The sequence below is a fragment of the Mycolicibacterium cosmeticum genome (assembly GCF_000613185.1).
Lineage (GTDB): Bacteria > Actinomycetota > Actinomycetes > Mycobacteriales > Mycobacteriaceae > Mycobacterium > Mycobacterium cosmeticum.
The window spans coordinates 1-20,534 of record NZ_CCBB010000001.1 but is presented as its reverse complement, the minus strand read 5'-3'; the positions used below and the strand labels follow the sequence as shown (position 1 = coordinate 20,534).

Genomic DNA, 20,534 nt, shown 5'->3' with positions numbered 1-20,534 from the left:
CCCTTCGATCAGCGATGACCGTCGCGGTCCCAGATCTCCAGCATCGTACGCAGTATCTCCTCGGCGCGGCCGAGGCCACCCAGGTGGCTTTCGCCGGGCAGCACGGTCATGGTGGCATCGGGCAGCAGGCTCACCGCGTGCCGGCCGTGGTCGAACGGCACGATGTGGTCCTTGTCGCCGTGCCACCAGCGCACCGGGACCTTCACCTCGTCGAGTCGGAACCCCCAGTCCCGGACGAACGCGATGACGTCGGCGAACGGTGCGGCGAGTTGCTTGCGGCTGCCGTTGAGCAGGTCGTCGAGGAACATCGCCTTGAATTCCGGGCGGCTGAGCAGCCGTCGGTCGCCTTCCGGGGAGAGCCGCGCGTAGATCTCGAGTGCGGGGGAGGCCACCGGGCCGAGGAATTTGATCAGGGTGCCGGCCACCAACCGAATGGGCAGCCCGGCCACTTCGAGCACCGGCGCCACCCGGGACCCCAGATCCATCAGCCCGCTGCCGATCGCGTCCGGGCCCACGTACGGTGCCACGCCACCCAGCACACCGGCGGCCACCACCCGCTCGGGCATCGCCGCCGCGGTCGCCAGGGTGTAGGGGCCGCCGCCGGACAGCCCGATGACCGCGAAATGGTCGATCCCCAGGGTGTCGGCGATGACGCGCAGGTCCGCGGCGAACGCGAGGACGTTGGGGTACTGGTGCGGCGTGGACGAGCCGATGCCCGGCCGGTCCACGCCGATCAGCCTGATTCGTTCCAGTTCGGCGTAGGCGCGGGCCTCGGCGGGAATCTGCCTGCGCGCCCCGGGTGTGCCGTGCAGCCAGAAGACGGCGCGGCCTTGGGGATCGCCGAATTCGGCAAACCCGATCTGACGGTCGGCGCTGACCGCGATGTTGCCCTCGAGTTTCGGGCGCGCAATGGGAGGAACCATCCGCCGAGTGTGTCATGCGTCATCCGCCGCACCCAAAGCCCTTCGCCGTCACCGCTGGCGAGGCCCGGTGCGGGAGGGCGCGTGGTGGCGGTGCGACAGGTCAACCCGACGCGCCACCAGGTGCCCATCCCGTTACCGAATCGGTGGCCCAACCGTTTTATACGTGGGACATACCGGCGGCACAGCAAAAAACAATGTGCCGCTTCGACACTCGTTTCCCGGGCGTCCCGACGGCGGGCCGCCCCGAACAGGAGCGAGCAGGAGTGACGATGAATCTCAAACGAATCGCCGGCGCCTCGGCGTTGACCGTGGGTGTCGGACTGACCGGATTGCTGGGGCTGGGCCTGGGCACCGCCGCGGCCGATCCCGGTCCCGGGCCGTGCGGCCCACAGCCGGCCGCGTGCGACAACCACGACGATCGCGGACCCGGCGGCGCGCCGCAGGACGACTGGGGGCACCGCGGTATCGATCAGGGCAGGCAGGACCACCAGCCGTTCAACTGGAACGGTCAGCGGGTGAACCCGGTGTGGGACGACAACCACCACGGTTGGGGTTTCTGGTTCCTCGGCATGTGGATCCCGCTGTGACCCGGGGCGGCGGTCACTGACCGGCCCACACCGGTGGACGGCGGCCGGCCCACGGGGCGGCCGTCTCGAGCTGGGCGGCCAGCTGGAGCAGGACGGTCTCGTCGGGCGCCATCAGCTGGACGCCGATCGGCAGGCCGGCCGAGGTGGTGGCCAGGGGGAGCGACAGCGCGGCCCAGCCGGTCACGTTGGCCAGTGCCGTCCAGCCGGTGGTGGCGAATTCGACGTCGAAGAATGCCCGTGTCGTGCCGCGCGGCTGGTCCAGCAGGCCGTACGGCGGCGGTCCGGTCAGCAGCGTCGGGACCAACAGCACGTCGTGATCGCCCAGGCCCGCCACGAACCGGCGGGTCTGGGCGTGCACGGTGGCGATCGCGCCCGCGTAGTCCACCCCGGTGGTGGTGAAGCCTTCCCGGACCATCACCCAGGTGCTCGGCTCGAACTCGTCCTCGCGCGGGGCGCGGCCCAGATGCGCGCTGGCCAGCGCGTGCAGTTGCGCGTTGCTGACCGTGTGCAGCACCGCGATGGCATCCGCCACGGCGTCGGAATCGATGGTGGGCGAACCCGATTCGACGCGGTGCCCCAGGCCGGCCAGTTCGGCCGCGGCGGACTGGACCGCCGCGACGACCTCCGGATCGGTCTGCGGTCCCGGAAACGGCGACGCGGTGGCGACCATGATGCGCTGCGGTGCCGGCGGCTGGGCGATGGCCTGCAGGTAGGGCTGCGCCGGGGGCGGGGCGGCGTAGGGATCCCCCGGCGCCCCGCCGGCCACCACGTCCAGTAGCGCGGCGCTGTCCCGGACGGTACGGGTCAGCGCATGCTCGTTGACCAGGCCCTCCAACCCGTGCCCGGCCGCCGGCGCGAACGAGGTTCGGCCGCGCCGCGGTTTCAACCCCACCAGACCGCAGCAGGCGGCCGGCACCCGGATGGACCCGGTGCCGTCACCGCCGGATGCCGCGGGGACCACCCCGGCGGCCACCGCGGCCGCCGATCCGCCGCTCGATCCGCCCGGCGTGACATCCGGCGCCCATGGATTGGCGGTGCGCCCGAACAGCGACGGTTCGGTGGTGCAGTGGTTCCCCCACTCGGGTGTGTTGGTCTTGCCGAACACCACCAGCCCGGCCGCCAGGTAGCGCTGCACGATCCACGCCGATTCCGCGGCGACGTGCGTGCGCAGGGCGCGTGAGCCCATCGCCTCCGGCGCACCGGCCAGCGACGCGCCGAGATCCTTGAGCAGGAACGGAACTCCCGCCACGGGACCGGCGTCGCCGCCGCGGAGCACCCCGGCGGCGTCCAGTGCCGCGGCCTGGCTGCGGCCCCGCTCGAACAGGTCGGCGATCACGGCGTTCAGTTCGCGGACCGACTCCAGCCGCAGGATCGCCGCGTCGAGCAGGTCGGTGGCCGACAGCTCACCGGCCGCGACGAGCGCCGCCTGACCGACGGCGTCGATCGCGGCCAGTTCCCGCGCGGTGTGTGCATCCATGGCCGTCCATCCTGAGGCGCCGATTACCGGGCGGCAACCCGACCGTGGGATAGGTTCGACCCATCACGTCCAAGGAGAGGACCTCATGGCCGAGCCCATCGATGCGCGTGCCGTCGCTCTGGCGTTCTCCACGCACCGGTTCGAGGACGCGCTCGGTCATCTGGCCGCCGATGTGCGCTGGACGATCGTCGGGTATCTGGTGCTCGACGGCGCGGATGCCGTCATCCGCACCTGTCGCGAAACGCGGGAAGGACTGGCCGACACCGTCACCGAGGTCGACCGGTGTGTGGTGGCCGGTCAGGGTGACGTGGTGGCGGTGGACATGCTGTCGCGCTACCGCGGGCCCGACGGGGTGACCGCCGTGGCGGGCTGTGACGTCTTCGAGTTCACCGGCAACCAGATCTCGGCCATCACGTCGTACGCGGTGCAGGTCGACCCCGACACCGCCGGCGTGCCGGTGCAGTCCTAGAAGGGGATGACGCTCTCACTGTTGAGGGCCCGCCAGGACCGCCGGCACATGCCGATGGCCCGCGTGCGCAGCCGCCATTGCGCCGACTTGATGTGGTGCCCGGCCGCCTGGTCGCCCATGTGGTGGACGAACTCGGAATCGAGCAGGGCGTAGCCGCCGTCGATGCGCTCCCAGAGGCCGGCCAGCCACAGTTCGATCGCGGCCTCGGTCGCGTCGGGCGCGATGCGTTCCAGCGCGATATCGGCGATGAATTCCGGATGCCGGGTGTGCACGCTGTGCGCCACCGCCAGCACGTGCAGGCGCAGGGCCGCGCGGGTGATGTGGGCGCCGTCCGGGCGGGCGCGCAAGGTCTCGACTTCGGCGCAGACCACTTTGTCTCGCATGCCCTGACTTTAGCGTTTACCTGCCTGAAACATGAATGGCGCGCCCGGACGACCGTTACAGGGGGACGCCGGCCACCCGGCGCCGGTAGGCCGACGGGGTCTCCCCGCAGAACTGGGTGAAGCTGCGGGTGAAGGAACTCAGGTTGTCGAACCCGACCGCGCTCGAGGTCGCCTGGACGGACTGTCCGGGGGCGGCCAGCAACGCCATCGCGCGCAGCATCCGGGCGTGTAGCAGATACGTTCGCCAGGACATCCCCAGGGTGTCGGCGAACAGCCGGCGCAGCGTCCGCTCCGACACCGCCACGGTCCGACTGACGTCCTCGACCGTCACCGAGTCCAGGTGTTCCTTGGTGTAGGCCAGGGCGGCGGCGACGATCGGATGCTCCGATGTCGGCAGGCTCAACGGCGCCTCGTGGTCCAGCGCGTCGACGACCAGGTTGGCCAGCGTGGCGAAGAAGCCGTCCGATACCCGGTCACCGTGACTGCGCTCGATCGGCCAGCGCAGCGCGTAGATCATCATCTCCCGGATCAGCGGGGACACCGCGATGATCCGGGCGCGGTCACCGGGTTCGGTGATCATCGCCGGATCGAACATCACCGCAACGGTTTTCACGTCCGGGTTCATCACGGCCTGATGCTCCAGACCGGCCGGGATCCAGGCCGCCTGCTGCGGCGGCAGCAGATAGTGCGCCGTGTCGGTCTCCACTTCGACCACCCCGGCCACCGCGTACTCGATCTGGTGCACCTCGTGGGAGTGCCATCCGGTGATCAGGCCCTGGCCCTCGTAGAGATAGCTGCCCGCCGGCGCCCGCCCGCCCCGGCGCAACTCGATGACGGGACGCCGGGCGGCGGGATGCGCGGCAGGTTTGGCCGAACGGGTCAAACCTCTGTCCGATAGCGCAGAGCCGGTCACGAAAATCGAGGGTACTAGTTTTCCTATGCAGACCGACGACCTGATCCTGGTGAGCATCGACGACCACGTCGTGGAACCGCCCGACATGTTCCTGCGGCACGTCCCGGCCAAGTACAAGGACGAGGCACCGATCGTGGTGACCGACGACAAGGGTGTCGACCAGTGGATGTATCAGGGGCGCCCGCAGGGCGTCAGCGGGCTCAACGCCGTGGTGTCCTGGCCTGCCGAGGAATGGGGGCGCGATCCCGCGGGCTTCGCCGAGATGCGCCCCGGCGTCTACGACGTGCACGAGCGGGTGCGGGACATGAACCGCAACGGCATCCTCGCCTCGATGTGCTTCCCGACCTTCACCGGTTTCTCCGCCCGGCACCTCAACATGCACCGGGAAGAGGCGACCCTGGTGATGGTGTCGGCGTACAACGACTGGCATATCGACGAATGGGCGGGTTCGTATCCGGACCGGTTCATCCCGATCGCGATCCTGCCGACCTGGAATCCCGAGGCGATGTGCAAGGAGATCCGCCGGGTCGCGGCCAAGGGATGCCGGGCGGTGACCATGCCGGAGCTGCCGCACCTGGAAGGCCTGCCCAGTTACCACGACAACGACTACTGGGGTCCGGTGTTCCGCACGCTCTCCGAGCAGAACGTGGTGATGTGCCTGCACATCGGCACCGGCTTCGGGGCGATCAGCATGGCGCCCAACGCCCCGATCGACAACCTGATCATCCTGGCCACCCAGGTCTCGGCGATGTGCGCCCAGGACCTGCTGTGGGGTCCGGCGATGCGCGACTACCCGGACCTGAAATTCGCCTTCTCCGAGGGCGGTATCGGTTGGATTCCGTTCTACCTGGACCGCAGCGACCGGCACTACACCAACCAGAAGTGGTTGCGCCGCGACTTCGGCGACAAGCTGCCCAGCGACGTGTTCCGCGAGCACTCGCTGGCCTGCTACGTCACCGACAAGACCTCCCTGAAGCTGCGCCACGAGATCGGGATCGACATCATCGCGTGGGAGTGCGACTACCCGCATTCGGACTGCTTCTGGCCCGACGCGCCCGAACAGGTGCTCGCCGAACTGAATGCCGCGGGGGCGTCCGACTCCGATATCGACAAGATCACCTGGCAGAACTCCTGCCGGTTCTTCGGCTGGGATCCGTTCGAGCTCACGCCCCGCGAGCAGGCGACCGCGGGGGCGCTGCGGGCCAAGGCCACCGACGTCGACGTCTCGATCCGGCCCCGCGCGGAGTGGGCGCGGCTGTACGAGCAGAAGCAGCCAGCCAAGGCGTGATGCTGGACTAGGCTTGCCGGCATGACCGATATGGATCGAGCCGCAGCCCGTCGTGACATCGCCGATGCCCTGGTGAAGGCGCTCGATCGCCGGCACGAGGTGCTCGACATCATCGTCGACGCCGAGAACCGCGACGCCGCGGTCGACGCCATCGCCGCCCTGCTGGGCACCACCCACGCCGGTGGTGAGGCCGTGATCGGGTTGTCCTTCGACCAGGTCACCAAGGAGTCCCGCCGGATCATCGCCGAGGAACTCGACGACCTCAACAGCCAACTCACCTTCACCCTCAAGGAGCGCCCGGCGTCGTCGGCGGAAACCCTGTCGCTGCGCGCCTTTTCGGGTAGCGACGACCGGGACATCTTCGCAGCACGGCTGCAGGATCAGGGCGCGGCCGGTGACGGTTCCGGCGCGCCGGCGGGCAACCTCGACGACGAGATCGCCGCGGCGCTGGGCCGGGTGGATGCCGAGGACGCCGCGTGGTTCGTCGCGATCGAGGGTGAGCAGAAGGTCGGCCTGGTGTTCGGCGAGCTCAAGGGGCACGAGGTCGAGGTGCGGATCTGGATCCATCCCGAGCATCGCAAGAAGGGTTACGGCACTGCGGCCCTTCGCAAGTCGCGATCGGAGATGGCGATCTACTTCCCGGCGGTTCCCGTCGTGGTCCGCGCCCCGGGGGCCTGACGCTCAGCCGTCTTCGGGTCGGCCGTCATCCCACCCCGCGCGAACCGGGGTGACCTTGTGGCGGGTGCCGTCGGCGCCCGCCGACCACGCCGTGCCCGCACACACCAGATCGTGCGGCAACGCCAATTCGGTCGGCAAGACCGGCAGGCCGGGCACCGACGGTATCGCGATCGGCGGTGGCGGGGTTGCCGCCACCATCGCCGGCGCCGACGCCAGCATGGGAATCACGCTGCTGGCGGCGTCGATTGGCAGCCCGACGGCGACCGGCGGTGCCACGCCCGCCGGCACCGCGACGGCGGCATCCACAGCTTCCACGGGCGCCGGCGCAAGTGCTTCGGCCGGCGCTGCGGGCGCTGCGGCCTCCACCGCCTCCACGGGTGCGGCGACCGGGGCCTCCAGCGGCGCCGGTGGCGGAGCGGCCGGCGGGGCCGGTTCGACGGGAGCCGACACCATCGGCGCGGCTTCCACGGGCGGCGCCGGGGGAGCGGCGTCGGCGACCGGTGGCGCCGGGGTCACCGCCGCGACGTTGGCCACCGGGAGCGCTTCGGCGGTCGGGACCGCATCGAGGGTCGGCGCGACCGGGACCGCGTCGGCGACCGGGGCGGCCGCCTCGACCAGTGGTGCGGACATCGGAACAGACTGTGCCGCAAGCGGTAACGGTACGCCGAGGGGAACGGGCGGTACGGCTGCCGGTATCGCGGGCGCTGCGACCGGGGCCGCCACGGGCCCCGCGGCGGGTGCGGCCGCGGCGGCCACCGGAGCCGCCTCGACGGCGATCACATCGGCGGCCGGGACGACGGCAGGCGCGGCTTCGGCCGGTGCCGTGATCGCGGCCGCTTCGATCGGTGCGGCCGCGACCGGCCCGACCTCCGGGGCCGGGGCCGCCGCGGCAACCGCGCTTTCCGTTGTCATCGAAGCGGTTTCGATGGCCGGTTCGATCACCGGCGCAGGCGGTGTGACCGGTGCCGGCGGCGGCAGCGGGACCGCCTCCGGCGGCGGGGCCGTGGCGCCCAACGCCTCGGGGATGATCTCGGGCGAGGCCGCCAGTTGTTGCACCATATCCAGGCACGGAACGCCGGGGCTGGGTTCCACATCGGCGATCGCGGCCGGGCTACCGATCAGCACCGCCCAGTACAGACCGGCCGTCGCCACCGCGGTCAACGCAATGCGATTCGTGGCGTGCGTCATGGACTCCCGGTTCTCCTTGAGACGGCGACAAGGGAGAACCTATCGTGAAACCGAATTTGCACAAGCGGCCAATTTGGCGGATACCGATCCGATATGCAGCAGTGTCAAACTTGTGATGCGGCAATCGGTTCCACCGGCCTCGTCGGGGCGCCCCCGGTCCGGTCGGCCGGGTATACGCTGCGGGGATGGACGTGGAGGTGCGTCATCTGCGGGCCATGGTCGCGCTCGCCGACCATGGCACCCACACCGCCGCCGCGGCCGCTCTGGGCGTCACCCAGCCCACGTTGTCCAGGACCGTGCGGCAACTGGAATACCGCTACGGCCGGCGCTTGGTCCTCGGCGGCAGCTCCGAATTCACCGATGACGGGCTGGCCGTCGTCGAGCGGGCGCGGCGCATCCTGGCCGAGTTGGCCGCGCTGGACCGCGATCTCACTTCCCACGGTTCGGTGCAACTGGGTTTCGCCTGGTTGTTGCCCGACGAGTGGTTCCGCCGGGTGCGCAACGCGATGGGCGACCGCGACGTCAGCGTGCAGATCCGCCGGCTCGACGACCCGCTGGCTGCCGTGGTCAACGGCGACGTCGACGCCGCGCTGCACCGCAACGTCCTGCGCAAGCCACCCAGCGGCGTCAGCACCAGGGTGATCGCGCACGAACGCCGGGTGCTGGCGGTCAGCCGGCTCGATCCCGAACTGGCCAAACGGCGTTCGGTGCACTGGGCCAAGATCCCGGACCGGCCGGTGGTGGTGAACACGATGTCCGGTTCCACCACCGCGGACTCGCTGCCACGCTCGGATACCCGGCGTGCCGTGGTGGAATGCCGCAACTTCGACGAGTGGCTCGAACTGGTAGCCGCCGGATCGGGCATCGGCATCGTGCCCGAGATCTGTATGCACCGGGTGGTGCACCCCGAGATCCGCTACATCCCGATCCCCGATGCGCCGGCCACGCAGGTGGGGCTGGCGTGGCGCTCGACCCCGCCGCCGTCGCGCGTCACCCGCGCCTTCCTGGACACGGCCATCGCGCTCGGCCGTGCCGCTATGGGGTAGCGCGATCCTCCCGGGCCAGGCGCACCCGTTCGCGGATGGACTCCTCGCCGTACTTCACCGGGATGTTCCTGCGGCAGTTGATGTCCACCGCCTCGACGGCGACGACGATGCGCCGTTGCACGTGCTCGTCGTCGATGCGGGCGCGGCCGAAAACCTTGGCCCTGGTGCGGGTCGGGTAGTCGATGAAGAACAACGCGATCCTGGGATTGGCATCGAGGTTGCCGAGCGTGACGTACTGCTGGTTGCCCGGGTAGTCGGGAAAGACGATGGTGGACGGGTCGGGGACACGGACGAATCCCGCCGGCCCACCGCGGTGTTGCAGGTACGGCCATCCATCCGGGGGGACCGTGGCGACGAAGAACGAATCCGTGGCTTCGATCAGCCGGGTGAGCCGTCCGCTCAGGGTGTCGGGGTCGCCGTCGTCACCGGGCGGCGGACGCAGCCGGCCGTAATCGGTGATGCTGCCCGCGGCCCGCTGGCGGGCGGCGACGCCGGGGGAGAAGGCGATCGCGCCGTACCGGGTGCCCGCCATGTCAGCGGGCGGCCGACGGGATGGCGAGTTCCCCGGTCAGATATTGGGCCTTGCCGAAGCCGAACGACCAGTCCTGCGGCCCGTTCTCGGTGATCCCGACGAAGATGTCGCGCCCGTCGACACCGGCCCCCGCGAGGCGCTCGGCGATCCGGGCGAACAGTTCCTGTTTGGTGGTGTCCGAGCGGCCCGCCTGCGTGAAGATGTGGACCATCACCACATCGGCCGAGCGGTCGAAGCCCAGACCGGCGTCCAGGGCCACGATCTCGCCGGGCCGGTGGGCGGTGATGATCTGGAAGCGGTCCCGCTCCGGAATGCCGAGCACGTCCACGATGGCTTGATGAACGCGGTCGGCGATGGCGCGGATCTGTTCGGGGCTGTGGTGGTCGGCGAGGTCGATGCGAACCAAGGGCATGGTGTACTCCTTCAGCAGGCGGTCACGGCGGCGGTGCCGGCCGGACTCAAGATGGTGGTCGCCGTGCTCACCATGTCGTCCATGATGTCGGCGGCCGAACGGATTTCGGTGATCTGACCGATCGCCTCACCGGCGATCGCATTGGCCACGGTGTAGTCCTGCGCCAGCACGGCGGCGTCGAACAGGTCGGCCTGAGCGGCGATATCGGTGCGCAGCTCGGGCTCGCGCCCGTGCCAGCGCGTGACGAACGCATTGCGCAGCACACGGCCGGTGTAGGGAGTGGGCCAGGACTTTCCGCGGACGATGTCGAAGGCGGATTGGCGCACGGTGGCGTCCCCGTTCGCGCGCAGGCCCTGCAGCTGGGCGGTGTGCGGCACGGCCGCCTCCGTCGCGGCCCAGAACCGGGTGCCGACCAGTGCCCCGTCCGCGCCCAGTGCCAGCGCGGCCGCCAGACCGCGACCGTCGACGACGCCGCCGGCGGCCAGCAGCAGAACCTCGGGGGCCGTCGACCGCAGCAGGTCGGCGATCTCCGGCACCAGGGTGAACGTCGACCGCGCCGCGGTGCCGTGGCCGCCGGCCTCGCCGCCCTGTGCGGCGATCACATCGGCTCCGGCCGCAATCGCCCTGCGGGCCTGCGCAATATCGTGGACCTGGCAGATCAGCGGAATCCCCGCGGCGTGAATCGCCGGGGCGTGCGGCGCCGGATCACCGAACGACAGGAAGATCGCCCTCGGCCGGTGCGCGATCGCCGCGTCGAGCAGTCCGGGTTGAGCGGCCATGGACCAGGTGATGAATCCGACGCCTACCCGTCGGGCCGGTAGGTGCCGGAATTGTTCGTCGAGCCAAGCCTTGTCGCCGTAACCGGCACCGAGCAGGCCCAGCCCGCCGGCATCCGCGACGGCGGCGGCGAGCCGCCAGTCTGCGACCTCGTCCATCGGGGCGAGCACCACCGGATGGGCGATGCCGAACATGTCGGTCAATCGAGTGTGCAGTGTCATATCGCCCACGCTAGGCACCACGCGCTGGCCTGTAAAAGTGCAATTGTGCATGGCATATACGTGCCACGTATGGCCGCGGCGGGTGCGCCCCGGTGCTACCCGCCGACGGCCTTCTCCAGCGCGGCCAGCGAGTCCTCCAGGTGGCCCAGCAGACGCTGCAGATGCGGCACGCTGCGCCGGCAACCCACCAGGCCGAAGTCGAGATTGTCCGCATTGTTGGTCAGCGTGATGTTCAGCGCCTGGCCGTCCAGGGCGATCGACAACGGGTAGTTGCCGTCCAGCCGGGCGCCCTGCCAATACATGGGCTCGCGGGCACCGGGCACATTCGAGATGACGATGTTGAACGGGGGCGGTGTCGAGGACACCAAGCCCGGAACGACGCTCAGCGCCATCCCGGACATCAGGAATCCGGACAGTGCCAGCGCCTGCAGCCGCGGCAACTCGGCGAACACCTTCTTGTTGTCGCGTGTCGACGCGCTGATGGTCTCCAGGCGGGTGATCGGGTCGGCGACGTCGGTCGCCAGGTTGCACAGGATGGTGCCCACCATGTTTCCGCCGGCGTCTTGTTCGTGCTCGCCGCGCAGGCTCACCGGAACCATTGCCACCAATGGGTTTTCGGGTAATGCCTGCTGCTCCAGCAGGTAGGCGCGCAAGGCCCCGGCCGACATCGCCAGCACGACGTCGTTGACGGTGGCACCGTCGAGGGCGGCCTTGACGGCCCTGATCCGCTCCAGCGGCCAGGACTGGGCTGCGCATCGGCGCGCTCCGCCGATCGGAACGTTGAACATCGTCTTCGGGGCTCCGAACGGCAGGGTGAGTTGCTGTTCGATGAGGGCGGCCTTGGCCAGCGACACCACCGACGGCGCGATGCCGGCGACCGCGCCCGCGGTGCCGGTCACCGTGCGCAGCAAGGCCGATGCCGGGTTCGGAGCCGTGCCGGTCCGCTGGCGCGGCGGCAGCGCCCAGGGCACCCGGACCTCCCGGTCGTCGGGATCGGCCGACAGGGTGCGGATCATCAGCCGCTGGGCCGAAACCCCGTCCAGCAGGGAGTGATGGATCTTGGTGTACACGCCGAAGCGCCCGTCGTGCAGGCCTTCGACGAGGTAGGCCTCCCACAGCGGACGGTGCCGGTCCAGCAGCGTGCCGTGCAGGCGCGAGGTCAGTTCCAGCAGCTCACGCACCCGGCCCGGGCGCGGTAGTGCCGACCGGCGCAGGTGGTAGTCGATATCCACTTCGTCGTCGAAAGCCCAACTGACATTGGAGATTCCGCCGAGCACGCTGGCGGGGTGCTTGCGGAAGGTGGGCTGGAATTCGTCGCATTTGGCGATCGATTCGTAGAGGTCGGTGACGAACTCCGGTCCCGCGCCCTCCGGTGGCCGGTACAACTGCAGCCCGGCGACATGCATCGGATGCTCACGCGACTCGCCCAGCAGGAACATCGCATCGGTCGGCGAGATGAGCTTCATACCGGTAGACGCTACCCATCCGGGCCCGGGGTCCGACGCGGTTTGCTCAGGCGGCCGGGACGGCGCCCAACACCCGCTGCAGATCGGGTTTCATGGCCTGCAGTTGCGCGCCCCAGTACCCCCAGCTGTGGGTTCCGTCGGCGGGAAAGTTGAACACCCCGTTGCGGCCGCCGGCGGCGACATAGCGTTTCTGGAACTCCTTGTTGGTGCTCAAGGTGATGTTCTCCAGGAACTGCGCGCTGTACAGGCCGCCGAAATCGGAGCCGGTGTCGAGGTCCGACGGGGCGCCGTTACCGCAGTACACCCACACGGCGGTGCCGTTGGCCGCCAGGGTGGCGACGTTGACCATCGGGTCGTTGCGCCGCCAGGCCGGATCGGTGCTCTGGCCCCACATGTCGGTGGCGCGGTACCCACCGGCGTCGCGCATGGCGACGCCGATCAGCGTGGGCCACAGTCCCAGTGAGGGATTGACGAAGCCGGACAGCGAGCCGGCGAAGATGAACTGGGCGGGATGCCAGATCGCCAGCGTCAGCGCCGAACCGCCCGACATGGACAACCCGACCACCGCGTTGCCGACGGGGCTGATACCGCGGTTGGCGGCCAGCCAGGTGGGCAACTCCTGGGTCAGGAACGTCTCCCACTTGTAGGTGGTGGTGCCGGCGCTGCCCTTGGCGGGCTGATACCAGTCGGTGTAGAAACTCGACTGCCCGCCGACCGGAACCACGAGCGACAGTCCCGAACGGTTGAACCAGTCGAACACCGGCGTGTTGATGTCCCAGCCGCTGAAGTCGTCCTGGGCCCGCAGACCGTCGAGCAGGTACACCGCGTGCGGGCCGCCGCCCTGGAAACCCACCGGAATGTTGCGGCCCATGGACGGTGACGGGACCTGGAGCAGCTCGACGGGACCGCCACCGCTGGAGAATGCGGCGGCGTTCGGCGCGCCGACGGTGACGAATCCAGCCAGCAGCACTGCGGTGGCCAGCAGTCCCAGGACGCGGCGGAGCACGGGCATGTACCGCAAGCTAGCAGCCGAGCGGCGCGCGGCGCCGTACCCACACGGGCCGTGATCACGTTGTGATGTAACGGTTTAACTCAGGCCGTAACCACGATGGTGAGATCGTCACCCGAGCGTTCCACCTGCATGCCGGCCCGGCGGGCGATGGCCGCGACCTTGCCGGCGTCGTCGGGTTCGGCCCGGCTGGAGACCAGGGCCCGGGCCAGCCTGCCCTTGTGCGCCTTGTTGAAGTGGCTCACCACGGTGCGCTTGCCCGCAGCGTTCTCCGACACCACGTCGACGGTGACCGCGCCGGGCAGCCGGCCCAGCGCGGCATACGATCCGGAGCGTAGGTCGACCACGAGTTCGCCGGCGGCGATGCGCGCCAACACCGGTTCCAGCACCGGGCGCCAGCGGGCGGCCAGGGTGGGCCGGCCGGGCAGTTTGGAACCGGCGGACAGCCGGTAGGCGGGTATCGGGTCGTCGGCGCGCAGCAGGCCGAACAGGGCCGATCCCACCGCCAGGCGCGCGGTGGCCCGCGCCGCTGCCGTCCCGCGGAGTGAGCCGACGTCCAGTGCGTCATACAGCACACCGGTGTAGCGGTGGATGGCCGGAAGCGTCGCCGATGTCAAAAGTGCTGCGTTGCGGTCGATCTCGCCGTCCTGGGCGGCGGTGATCCCGAGCGCCCGGCGGCAGGCCGCCCGATCGGCCGAGGACAGGGCGACGAGTTCGTCGACCAGGTCACCGCGCAGCGGATTCAATTCGGGGGAGTGCAGTGCCTCCAGCTTCAGCGGCGGGCCGTCGCCACCGGCGCGTTTGGTCTCCGACGGCGGCAACAGCACGATCACCGCACAGAGGGTAGCCGAGCCGACCATCGGTTCTGCATCGTGATCCGGCGCCATCGGCGACGTCCGCGACATGCTCGACGCGGTGCTGGCTGACCCGCCATGCCGACGCCGGCGACGGGCATCCGCTGCACGAGGATCGGTAACTGTCATCATTGCGCGGACGCGAGCACGCATTTGATAAACATTTGCAAGCACCGAAATGGTTAGCCGCGCTCTGCTTCTGAGTGCATTTTCAAACATCTCCGCGGCCCACTTTTCGCTTTTGCTGTGCGGCCGCCGCCGTCACGATTCGGGATCTCGTTCGGATTTCCGGGTGCCGCCACACCATGGAATGTGACGGTCGCAACCGAGGTTGACACCAACCGGTCGGATGTCCAAAGATCGACGTGGGGGACGGGTTTCGATCAGGTCGAGGGGCTTGATCGAGGCCCGCAGGAGTCAGGTGTCGGCGGGTGGACCGGGCGTCGGGTGGAATCGGAGGAATCGGCGGTGTGCATCGGGTACCGGTCGGGGGATGTCGAGGGATAAGGTATTTCAATCGTTAACTGCTGCGCATACCGGTGGGGAGCATCGCAACACCGCAATATCCGATTCGGGGAAAGGCACACAGACCCGCGGCTGACATTGATCAACCGCCAGGAATGACAGGTGAACTCTGGTGACCGCTCAGGAAATCGTGGATGCCGACACCGGCGGCGACGACAACGACCGTGACGGGGGACTCGCCGTCAACGTGCGGGTGCTGGTCCATCCGGACACCGCTGAGGAGGCCCGCGGCGTCGTCGTCGACGACTTCGGCGATGCGGCCGGTTACGCGGTATCCGTCGGCGACAATCACATCGCCGATCCGGCCCGCCGCTGGGCGGTCCAACTGGACAGCGGTTGGCTGACGTTCGTCGACAGCGCCGATCTGCGCCCCGAATAACCGATCAGGCGCGGTCGGGCAGCTCGCCCAGCAGCTCGTCCAGGAACCCGCCGGCCTCCCGGCCGGCACGGTCGACATCCCGCGCGTCGATCGCTTCGACCAGGCCCCGGTGTCTGATGTGCGCGGCCGTCGCGGTCTCATGGGTGGCGGTGGCCACGCTGGCCAGCACCACCTCGGTCAGGCCGCGATAGAGCTCGGTCAGCACCGTGTTGTGGGAACTGCGTACCACCGCGAAATGCAGCTCGGCATCGGCGCGCGCGAAATCCTCCCGGTCATGCTCGAGTTGGAGTTCGTCGCGGCGCCGCAACAACTGCCAGAGCTCGGCGAGATCGGCGTCGGTGCGGGCGGTGGCGGCGAGTCGTGCACCCTCGACCTCCAGGCACCGGCGGACCTGCAGCACCTCGCGTAGTTCGGATCCGCAGAGCCGGCGCACCGCCCCGGACACCTCGCTGGTGGCGCGGACATAGGTGCCGTCGCCCTGCCTGACCTCCAAGATGCCGCCGTGCGCCAGGGCGCGGACCGCTTCCCGCACCGTGTTGCGGCCGACGCCCAGCGTCTCGGCCAGGGCCGGCTCGGTGGGGATCTTCGTGCCGATCGGGTACTCCCCGGCCGTCACCGACGCGCGGAGCTGGTCGATGACCTGATCGACGAGTCCGGTTCGACGTGTCGTGGCTAAAGGCACACGAGACCCCTTTCATCCAATCATGGGATGTATGGCATGCTAACTCCGGTGACCGACTCTCGCCACAGCAACACCATCGACCTTCCGCCCGTCGCGGGCACCCTTGCGGCGCGACCGGCGGCCGGCGGCCTGTTGTTGACGGTGGCTGTCGTACTCACTGCCCTCAATCTTCGCCCGGCGATCACCAGTGTGGGCCCGTTGTTGGGCGATATGCGCGATTCGATGGGCGCCTCCGCCATCTGGGCCGGGGTGTTGACGACGTTGCCCGGCCTGTGTTTCGCCGCGGCCGGCCTGGCCGCACCGCGGCTGGCGGCCAGGGTCGGCGTCGACCGCGCCATCACGGTGGCCCTCGTCGTGCTCAGCGTCGGGCTGGTGCTGCGCGTGGTCGACGGGCCGTTGGTCGTCATCGGCGGCACGCTCGTCGCGACCGCCGGGATCGCATTGATCAACGTGCTCATCCCCGTCGTCATCAAGCGGTCGTTCCCGGCCCGGATCGGCGTGATGACGGGCGTGTACACCGCGGCCTTGCAGGGCGGCGGTGCCCTCGGCTCGGCCCTGACACCGGCGATCGACGCGCTCTCCGGGTGGCGCACCGCGCTCGGTGCGTGGGCGGCGCTGGCCGCACTCGCCCTGGCGGCCTGGCTGGCGGCGACCGGCCGCCGCGGGGCGACCTCGGTGGCCCGACCCGAGGTCGACAGCGATGCCGTGCCACCGCGTCGATCCATGCTGCGCAATCCGCTGGCGTGGACCATCACCCTGTTCTTCGGCTGCCAGGCGTTTCTCGCTTATGTGGCGATGGGCTGGCTGCCCGTGGTGTTCATCGACGGCGGCATGAGCAAGGGTGCCGCCGGGCTGCTGCTCGGGCTGGTTTCCGTGCTGGCCGTGCCGGTGAGCATCGTGATCGCGCCGGCGGCCGCCCGCAGGCCCAGTCAGAGTGGCTGGATCGTCGGCCTCGGGGTGCTCGGCGTCGCCGGGGTGATCGGCCTGGCCGTGGCACCCGACGCCGCTCCCTTGGTGTGGAGCGTCTTGCTCGGCCTCGGGATGAGCGTGTTCTCGCTGGCCCTCACGGTCATCGCGCTGCGCTCGCGCGACGCCGCCGACACCGCGCGGCTGTCGGGCATGGTCCAGGGCATCGGCTACCTGCTGGCCGGGGTCGGACCGTTCCTGTTCGGTCTGTTGCACGAGGCCACGGGTGGCTGGAGGGTGTCCTGGGGCCTGGTTCTGGCGGTCTATGCGATCCAGATGGTGACCGGCGCGCTGGCCGGCCGCAACCGTTACGTGTAACCGGTCAGACGGCCACGTCAGCCGGGGGCGGGGGCACGTCGGCGACCGGCGGCGGCATGTCGGCAGGCGGCGGGGGTACGTCGGCCGGGGCCGGCGGAACGAAGTCCACGGGGACGGGCGCCGGTACGTCGGCGGGCGCCGGGGGCAGGAACTCGACGGGAGCCGCCGGCGGAGCATCGACGGGAGCGTTGGGATCCGGCGCGTCGGTGGGTATCGGCAGGTACATGTGATGGGTGAACTGCGGCTGATACGCGCCACCGCCGCCGACGCGGACGCCACCGCCCTCGCCCGAGGAGACGGCCGTGCCGTCGGGCAGTGTCACCGCGGTATGGCCGCGGTTCCAGCCGATCACCAGGGCGTTCGGCGCGGTGCCGTACTTGAAGCCGCGGGCCAGCAGTGCCCGCTCCTCGTTTCCGGTGTGGAAGCGGTCACCGAACACGGGCCGGTTGGTCGCGGCGTTGCTGACCCAGGATGCCAGGCCCGAGCAGTCCGTCCCCGCCGGAGAGTCTCCACCCGGGATGTACGGCGTGCCCGAAACCTGGTTGACGAGCGCCAAGAGCGACGCAAGAGCAAACATGCGGACGGACAGTAACAGAGCGTTTTGTGGGCGAGCAAAATTCTGTGATTCCCTTCACAATTCATGAATTCAATTGCTGGACTCGCAAAAGCGCAGGTGAAGGGTGTTGATGCAGGCCGTAATTCGATGTTTGTGGGCGGCTTGGTGATGTTCTTGCAAAGGTGTTGCAGGGCAGTGATTCAACGCTTGATCACGCGGACGTAGCCGACGATGATCGTGAAACATGTTGCTGCTGAGCTCACTACGAGAATCATATGAAATGATCTGTCGCCCAACCTAATTCATGATTCGCGTCCGGGTTCGCCGATTCTGGCAACGACTGGCTTGGAAGGTCGCGCCAGTGCGCCGGCCAGGCCGCGCATGGCCGGCGTCGCGGTGAGCAGCGTGGCAACGGATTCGGGTGGCAATACCGCGAGCACTTCGGCGATGCCGTCGGCCAGCGCGTCATCGATGGCGCGTTTGTCGTTGCGGGCCTTGCGGGTTGGGTGCAATACCGATACCCGGCGGTCATCTTCTCGTGGTGTCTTCGAGACCAACCCCCGCTCGACGAGGGCCCGGATGGCGGCGCTCACGTTGCTCGACTGCATCGCCACCACCGCCGCGACATCCGACACGCTCAGTCCCGGCTCGTCCACGATGGCGCGCAGCACCGCGAGTTCGGATGCGGGGAGGGGGTCGAGGCCGGCGCGGGCGGGGCCCAACCGCGTCAGGCGCCAGGACAGCTCATGTAGGGCGAGCGCCAACTCGCGGATCGCTGTGTCGACCGTCGGTGTGGTGTCCATCACCACAGATTACCTATCGGCAGATACATATGCTCAAATATATATGAATCCATAATCAACTGAGGCGAGGTACCCACGTGACCACACCGACCCGCAACGCGGTGCCGGCGACGCTGATCGCCGTCCTGGCCCTGCTGTCCGCGGTGACGCCACTGTCCATCGACATGTACCTGTCGGCGTTTCCCGAGATGGCCGCCGAGTTCGGGACGTCGGCGCCGATGATCCAACTGACACTGACCGCACTGTTGATCGGGCTCGCCGCCGGTCAACTGGTGATCGGGCCGTTGTCCGACCGCTACGGCCGGCGCACGCCATTGCTCATCGGCACCCTGGTGTGCCTGCTGGCCAGCCTGTTGTGCATCGTCAGCCCCTCGGTCCAGATCCTGATCGCATTGCGCTTCGCGCAGGGTTTCGCCGGGGCGGCCGGAGTGGTGATCTCCCGCGCCATCGTGACCGACCGCACCGCCGGGGCCGAGGCCGCCCGGTTGTTCGGCGTGCTGATGGTCATCGGGGCATTGGCCCCGGTCCTCGCGCCGGTGCTGGGCGGGTTCATCGTCGCCGACTTCGGGTGGCGGGTCGTGTTCGTCGCGCTGGCCGCCCTGAACGCCTTGATGTTGCTCGGCGTCGTGTTCTTCACCCCGGAGTCGTTACCCCGCGACCGGCGCAGGCCCGGGGGACTGGCGGCGCTGCGGTCGAGCAGCGCCACCGTGCTGTCCAATCGCCGGTTTGTCGGTTACGCGCTGGCACTGGCCTTTGTGTTCACCGCTCTGTTCTCCTATATCTCTGCCTCACCGTTCGTCCTGCAGAACATCGTCGGCTTGTCGCCGCAGGCGTACTCGTTGACGTTCGGCGGCTGCGCGGTGGTGATGGCCGCGATGAGCGCGCTGTCAGCCCGGCTGGTGGTGCGGATCGCGCCGCGCCGGCTGATGCTGGTCGGCATCACGGCAATGGTGGTGGTGACCGGCTTGCTGCTGCTCACCGTCACCGCCGGTGGTGTCGCACCGGTGTCGACGATCGCGCTGATGGCCGGCTTCATGGCCAGCATGGGCTTCGTCGTGGCCAACGCCATGGCGCTGGCCACCGCCGAGGTGCGCCATGCGGCCGGCACCGGGTCCGCGGTGCTGGGTTTCCTGCAATACGCGCTCGGCGCCGGTGCCTCACCCCTGGTCGGGCTCGCCGGCGAGCACAGCGCGGTGCCCATGGGCATTGCCATGTTCGCCGCCGCGGTGCTGGCCGCCCTGGCCCTGGTCGTCTTCACCCGCGGTCGCCGGTCCGAGGCGGCCGGGACGATCGAACCGGCCGAGCCCTCGGTGACCGCCGCCGCGCACTGAGCGGCGGGTGAGGTGGCCTAGTGCCAGTCCCAGACCGACATGTCATTGGGCGGGTAGTTCTGGCAGATGTCGGTGGTGTGGGCGGCCACACCTTTGTTGTTGAAGAACAGTTTTGCCCAGTTGGGCCAGCGCCAGGACATTTGTTCGTAGAAGGCGTTGGTGGCGGTGTCTTCGGAGTATTGGCGTCGGCCGGCGTAGTCCAGGGAGAAGAACCAGTGGATGCGGTCTTGGGCGCCTTGTTGGTCGGCGGCGGGTTTGTTGTTGTAGTCGATCATGTAGCGCTCGTAGTAGACGGGTTCGACGTCGCGGGCGGCGGCCATGATCTGTTCGGCGGTGCAGGGGGTTTTGAGGATGCGGTTGGGGATGGGGTAGTCATCGGTGGCGTCGGCTGACGCGATACCCGAGGTGGTCAGGGCGCCGGCCAGGGCCAGTCCTGCGATGCCGAAGCGGATTGCGGTGGATGCCATGGTGTTTCTCCGGTTCAGTGCTGGGCGGCGGCGGCCTGGTCGAGGATGACGCGTTTTTCCGGGCAGTAGTAGTTCAGGGCGGCGCCGAGGAACTGCCAGTTCTGTTGGGTGGTGTTGTGCCGGTCGAGGTTGTCGCCGATGAACTTGGCCGAGGCGAACGCGTCGTGGTCGACGTTGTTGTAGAGCCGTTTGCAGACCAGTTTGCCGATCCAGGCGTTGTAGTCCTTTTGCCCGTAGATGCCGTAGGTGTGCAACTCGTGGGCGAAGTTGGTGTCCGGATCCCG

The 20,534-nt window shown here is 69.2% G+C and carries 24 protein-coding genes; 8 read left to right on the top strand and 16 right to left on the bottom strand.

Translation table 11 applies throughout. From position 1 onward, the window contains the following. Nucleotides 1-8: 8 nt before the first annotated feature. Nucleotides 9-923, bottom strand: coding sequence for an alpha/beta fold hydrolase (locus BN977_RS00120; RefSeq protein WP_024451402.1), 915 nt, complete (start codon nucleotides 921-923; stop codon nucleotides 9-11). A gap of 269 nt (nucleotides 924-1,192) precedes the next feature. Here BN977_RS00120 and BN977_RS00115 point away from each other — a divergent pair, with 269 nt between their 5' ends. Continuing rightward, nucleotides 1,193-1,510, top strand: coding sequence for a hypothetical protein (locus tag BN977_RS00115; protein WP_036395530.1), 318 nt, complete (start codon nucleotides 1,193-1,195; stop codon nucleotides 1,508-1,510). Between the two features lie 13 nt (nucleotides 1,511-1,523). Here the strand turns inward: BN977_RS00115 and BN977_RS00110 are convergent, their stop codons facing one another. Continuing rightward, on the bottom strand, nucleotides 1,524-2,987 hold the full coding sequence (locus BN977_RS00110) for an amidase (protein ID WP_036395528.1): 1,464 nt from the start codon (nucleotides 2,985-2,987) through the stop codon (nucleotides 1,524-1,526). A gap of 85 nt (nucleotides 2,988-3,072) precedes the next feature. On the opposite strand from BN977_RS00110, the gene BN977_RS00105 reads away from it, so the two are divergent. Then, nucleotides 3,073-3,456, top strand: coding sequence for a nuclear transport factor 2 family protein (locus tag BN977_RS00105; RefSeq protein ID WP_024451405.1), 384 nt, complete (start codon nucleotides 3,073-3,075; stop codon nucleotides 3,454-3,456). Here the strand turns inward: BN977_RS00105 and BN977_RS00100 are convergent. Then, nucleotides 3,453-3,839: a hypothetical protein gene (locus BN977_RS00100; RefSeq protein WP_051560934.1), complete on the bottom strand. Its 387-nt coding sequence runs from the start codon at nucleotides 3,837-3,839 to the stop codon at nucleotides 3,453-3,455. The two genes, BN977_RS00105 and BN977_RS00100, sit on opposite strands and share 4 nt — an antisense overlap. Nucleotides 3,840-3,894: 55 nt before the next feature. Beyond that, on the bottom strand, nucleotides 3,895-4,752 hold the full coding sequence (locus BN977_RS00095) for an AraC family transcriptional regulator (RefSeq protein WP_024451407.1): 858 nt from the start codon (nucleotides 4,750-4,752) through the stop codon (nucleotides 3,895-3,897). A 25-nt stretch (nucleotides 4,753-4,777) separates the two neighbouring features. Here BN977_RS00095 and BN977_RS00090 point away from each other — a divergent pair, with 25 nt between their 5' ends. Further along, nucleotides 4,778-6,040, top strand: coding sequence for an amidohydrolase family protein (locus tag BN977_RS00090; RefSeq protein WP_036395525.1), 1,263 nt, complete (start codon nucleotides 4,778-4,780; stop codon nucleotides 6,038-6,040). Between the two features lie 21 nt (nucleotides 6,041-6,061). Then, complete coding sequence (locus BN977_RS00085; RefSeq protein WP_036395523.1) at nucleotides 6,062-6,718, top strand: GNAT family N-acetyltransferase; 657 nt, start codon at nucleotides 6,062-6,064, stop codon at nucleotides 6,716-6,718. A gap of 3 nt (nucleotides 6,719-6,721) precedes the next feature. On the opposite strand, the gene BN977_RS00080 is transcribed toward BN977_RS00085, so the two are convergent. Continuing rightward, nucleotides 6,722-7,906 (bottom strand): hypothetical protein, encoded by a 1,185-nt coding sequence (locus tag BN977_RS00080; protein WP_051560933.1) that lies wholly within the window; start codon nucleotides 7,904-7,906, stop codon nucleotides 6,722-6,724. Nucleotides 7,907-8,091: 185 nt separating this feature from the next. On the opposite strand from BN977_RS00080, the gene BN977_RS00075 reads away from it, so the two are divergent. Continuing rightward, the gene (locus BN977_RS00075; protein ID WP_024451409.1) at nucleotides 8,092-8,952 is read left to right on the top strand and encodes a LysR family transcriptional regulator; all 861 of its coding nucleotides are present in this window, start codon (nucleotides 8,092-8,094) and stop codon (nucleotides 8,950-8,952) included. On the opposite strand, the gene BN977_RS00070 is transcribed toward BN977_RS00075, so the two are convergent. From BN977_RS00070 to yaaA, 6 genes are all read right to left on the bottom strand, one after another. After that, nucleotides 8,942-9,484: a pyridoxamine 5'-phosphate oxidase family protein gene (locus BN977_RS00070; protein WP_051560932.1), complete on the bottom strand. Its 543-nt coding sequence runs from the start codon at nucleotides 9,482-9,484 to the stop codon at nucleotides 8,942-8,944. The genes BN977_RS00075 and BN977_RS00070 overlap by 11 nt on opposite strands. 1 nt (nucleotide 9,485) lies before the next feature. Continuing rightward, nucleotides 9,486-9,896: a tautomerase family protein gene (locus BN977_RS00065; protein ID WP_036395520.1), complete on the bottom strand. Its 411-nt coding sequence runs from the start codon at nucleotides 9,894-9,896 to the stop codon at nucleotides 9,486-9,488. An 11-nt stretch (nucleotides 9,897-9,907) separates the two neighbouring features. Next, complete coding sequence (locus BN977_RS00060) at nucleotides 9,908-10,894, bottom strand: NAD(P)H-dependent flavin oxidoreductase (RefSeq protein WP_024451412.1); 987 nt, start codon at nucleotides 10,892-10,894, stop codon at nucleotides 9,908-9,910. Nucleotides 10,895-10,989: 95 nt separating this feature from the next. Then, nucleotides 10,990-12,360, bottom strand: coding sequence for a WS/DGAT/MGAT family O-acyltransferase (locus BN977_RS00055; protein ID WP_036395518.1), 1,371 nt, complete (start codon nucleotides 12,358-12,360; stop codon nucleotides 10,990-10,992). Between the two features lie 46 nt (nucleotides 12,361-12,406). Continuing rightward, nucleotides 12,407-13,372, bottom strand: a complete 966-nt coding sequence (locus tag BN977_RS00050) for an esterase family protein (protein WP_036395516.1) — start codon at nucleotides 13,370-13,372, stop codon at nucleotides 12,407-12,409. Nucleotides 13,373-13,452: 80 nt separating this feature from the next. Continuing rightward, nucleotides 13,453-14,202: a peroxide stress protein YaaA gene (yaaA, locus tag BN977_RS00045; protein WP_024451415.1), complete on the bottom strand. Its 750-nt coding sequence runs from the start codon at nucleotides 14,200-14,202 to the stop codon at nucleotides 13,453-13,455. Between the two features lie 658 nt (nucleotides 14,203-14,860). Here yaaA and BN977_RS00040 point away from each other — a divergent pair. After that, on the top strand, nucleotides 14,861-15,127 hold the full coding sequence (locus tag BN977_RS00040) for a hypothetical protein (RefSeq protein WP_084172354.1): 267 nt from the start codon (nucleotides 14,861-14,863) through the stop codon (nucleotides 15,125-15,127). Nucleotides 15,128-15,131: 4 nt separating this feature from the next. Here BN977_RS00040 and BN977_RS00035 read toward each other — a convergent pair whose 3' ends face one another. Next, the gene (locus BN977_RS00035; RefSeq protein WP_036395515.1) at nucleotides 15,132-15,809 is read right to left on the bottom strand and encodes a FadR/GntR family transcriptional regulator; all 678 of its coding nucleotides are present in this window, start codon (nucleotides 15,807-15,809) and stop codon (nucleotides 15,132-15,134) included. A 48-nt stretch (nucleotides 15,810-15,857) separates the two neighbouring features. On the opposite strand from BN977_RS00035, the gene BN977_RS00030 reads away from it, so the two are divergent. Then, entirely contained in the window at nucleotides 15,858-17,093 is a 1,236-nt protein-coding gene (locus tag BN977_RS00030) for an MFS transporter (RefSeq protein ID WP_407661160.1), read from the top strand. Between the two features lie 4 nt (nucleotides 17,094-17,097). Here the strand turns inward: BN977_RS00030 and BN977_RS00025 are convergent, their stop codons facing one another. Then, nucleotides 17,098-17,670 (bottom strand): glycoside hydrolase, encoded by a 573-nt coding sequence (locus tag BN977_RS00025; RefSeq protein ID WP_036395512.1) that lies wholly within the window; start codon nucleotides 17,668-17,670, stop codon nucleotides 17,098-17,100. 281 nt (nucleotides 17,671-17,951) lie between these two features. Then, nucleotides 17,952-18,452 carry a MarR family winged helix-turn-helix transcriptional regulator gene (locus BN977_RS00020; RefSeq protein WP_051560931.1) on the bottom strand — a complete coding sequence of 167 codons (501 nt, stop codon included), beginning with the start codon at nucleotides 18,450-18,452 and terminating at the stop codon, nucleotides 17,952-17,954. Between the two features lie 77 nt (nucleotides 18,453-18,529). Here BN977_RS00020 and BN977_RS00015 point away from each other — a divergent pair, with 77 nt between their 5' ends. Continuing rightward, the gene (locus tag BN977_RS00015; protein ID WP_051560930.1) at nucleotides 18,530-19,783 is read left to right on the top strand and encodes a multidrug effflux MFS transporter; all 1,254 of its coding nucleotides are present in this window, start codon (nucleotides 18,530-18,532) and stop codon (nucleotides 19,781-19,783) included. 17 nt (nucleotides 19,784-19,800) lie between these two features. Here BN977_RS00015 and BN977_RS00010 read toward each other — a convergent pair whose 3' ends face one another. Both BN977_RS00010 and BN977_RS00005 read right to left on the bottom strand, forming a co-directional pair. After that, nucleotides 19,801-20,250 (bottom strand): DUF5078 domain-containing protein, encoded by a 450-nt coding sequence (locus tag BN977_RS00010; protein ID WP_036395511.1) that lies wholly within the window; start codon nucleotides 20,248-20,250, stop codon nucleotides 19,801-19,803. Between the two features lie 14 nt (nucleotides 20,251-20,264). Next, the coding region (locus tag BN977_RS00005) for a DUF732 domain-containing protein (RefSeq protein ID WP_036395509.1) at nucleotides 20,265-20,534 on the bottom strand (270 nt) is incomplete at its 5' end.

Coding starts and splice junctions, on each gene's coding strand:
- BN977_RS00120 (WP_024451402.1), bottom strand. CDS start 923: ATGGTTCCTCCCATTGCGCGCCCGAAACTCGAGGGCAACATCGCGGTC.
- BN977_RS00115 (WP_036395530.1), top strand. CDS start 1,193: ATGAATCTCAAACGAATCGCCGGCGCCTCGGCGTTGACCGTGGGTGTC.
- BN977_RS00110 (WP_036395528.1), bottom strand. CDS start 2,987: ATGGATGCACACACCGCGCGGGAACTGGCCGCGATCGACGCCGTCGGT.
- BN977_RS00105 (WP_024451405.1), top strand. CDS start 3,073: ATGGCCGAGCCCATCGATGCGCGTGCCGTCGCTCTGGCGTTCTCCACG.
- BN977_RS00100 (WP_051560934.1), bottom strand. CDS start 3,839: ATGCGAGACAAAGTGGTCTGCGCCGAAGTCGAGACCTTGCGCGCCCGC.
- BN977_RS00090 (WP_036395525.1), top strand. CDS start 4,778: ATGCAGACCGACGACCTGATCCTGGTGAGCATCGACGACCACGTCGTG.
- BN977_RS00085 (WP_036395523.1), top strand. CDS start 6,062: ATGACCGATATGGATCGAGCCGCAGCCCGTCGTGACATCGCCGATGCC.
- BN977_RS00080 (WP_051560933.1), bottom strand. CDS start 7,906: ATGACGCACGCCACGAATCGCATTGCGTTGACCGCGGTGGCGACGGCC.
- BN977_RS00075 (WP_024451409.1), top strand. CDS start 8,092: ATGGACGTGGAGGTGCGTCATCTGCGGGCCATGGTCGCGCTCGCCGAC.
- BN977_RS00070 (WP_051560932.1), bottom strand. CDS start 9,484: ATGGCGGGCACCCGGTACGGCGCGATCGCCTTCTCCCCCGGCGTCGCC.
- BN977_RS00065 (WP_036395520.1), bottom strand. CDS start 9,896: ATGCCCTTGGTTCGCATCGACCTCGCCGACCACCACAGCCCCGAACAG.
- BN977_RS00060 (WP_024451412.1), bottom strand. CDS start 10,894: ATGACACTGCACACTCGATTGACCGACATGTTCGGCATCGCCCATCCG.
- BN977_RS00055 (WP_036395518.1), bottom strand. CDS start 12,360: ATGAAGCTCATCTCGCCGACCGATGCGATGTTCCTGCTGGGCGAGTCG.
- BN977_RS00050 (WP_036395516.1), bottom strand. CDS start 13,372: ATGCCCGTGCTCCGCCGCGTCCTGGGACTGCTGGCCACCGCAGTGCTG.
- BN977_RS00025 (WP_036395512.1), bottom strand. CDS start 17,670: ATGTTTGCTCTTGCGTCGCTCTTGGCGCTCGTCAACCAGGTTTCGGGC.
- BN977_RS00020 (WP_051560931.1), bottom strand. CDS start 18,452: ATGGACACCACACCGACGGTCGACACAGCGATCCGCGAGTTGGCGCTC.
- BN977_RS00010 (WP_036395511.1), bottom strand. CDS start 20,250: ATGGCATCCACCGCAATCCGCTTCGGCATCGCAGGACTGGCCCTGGCC.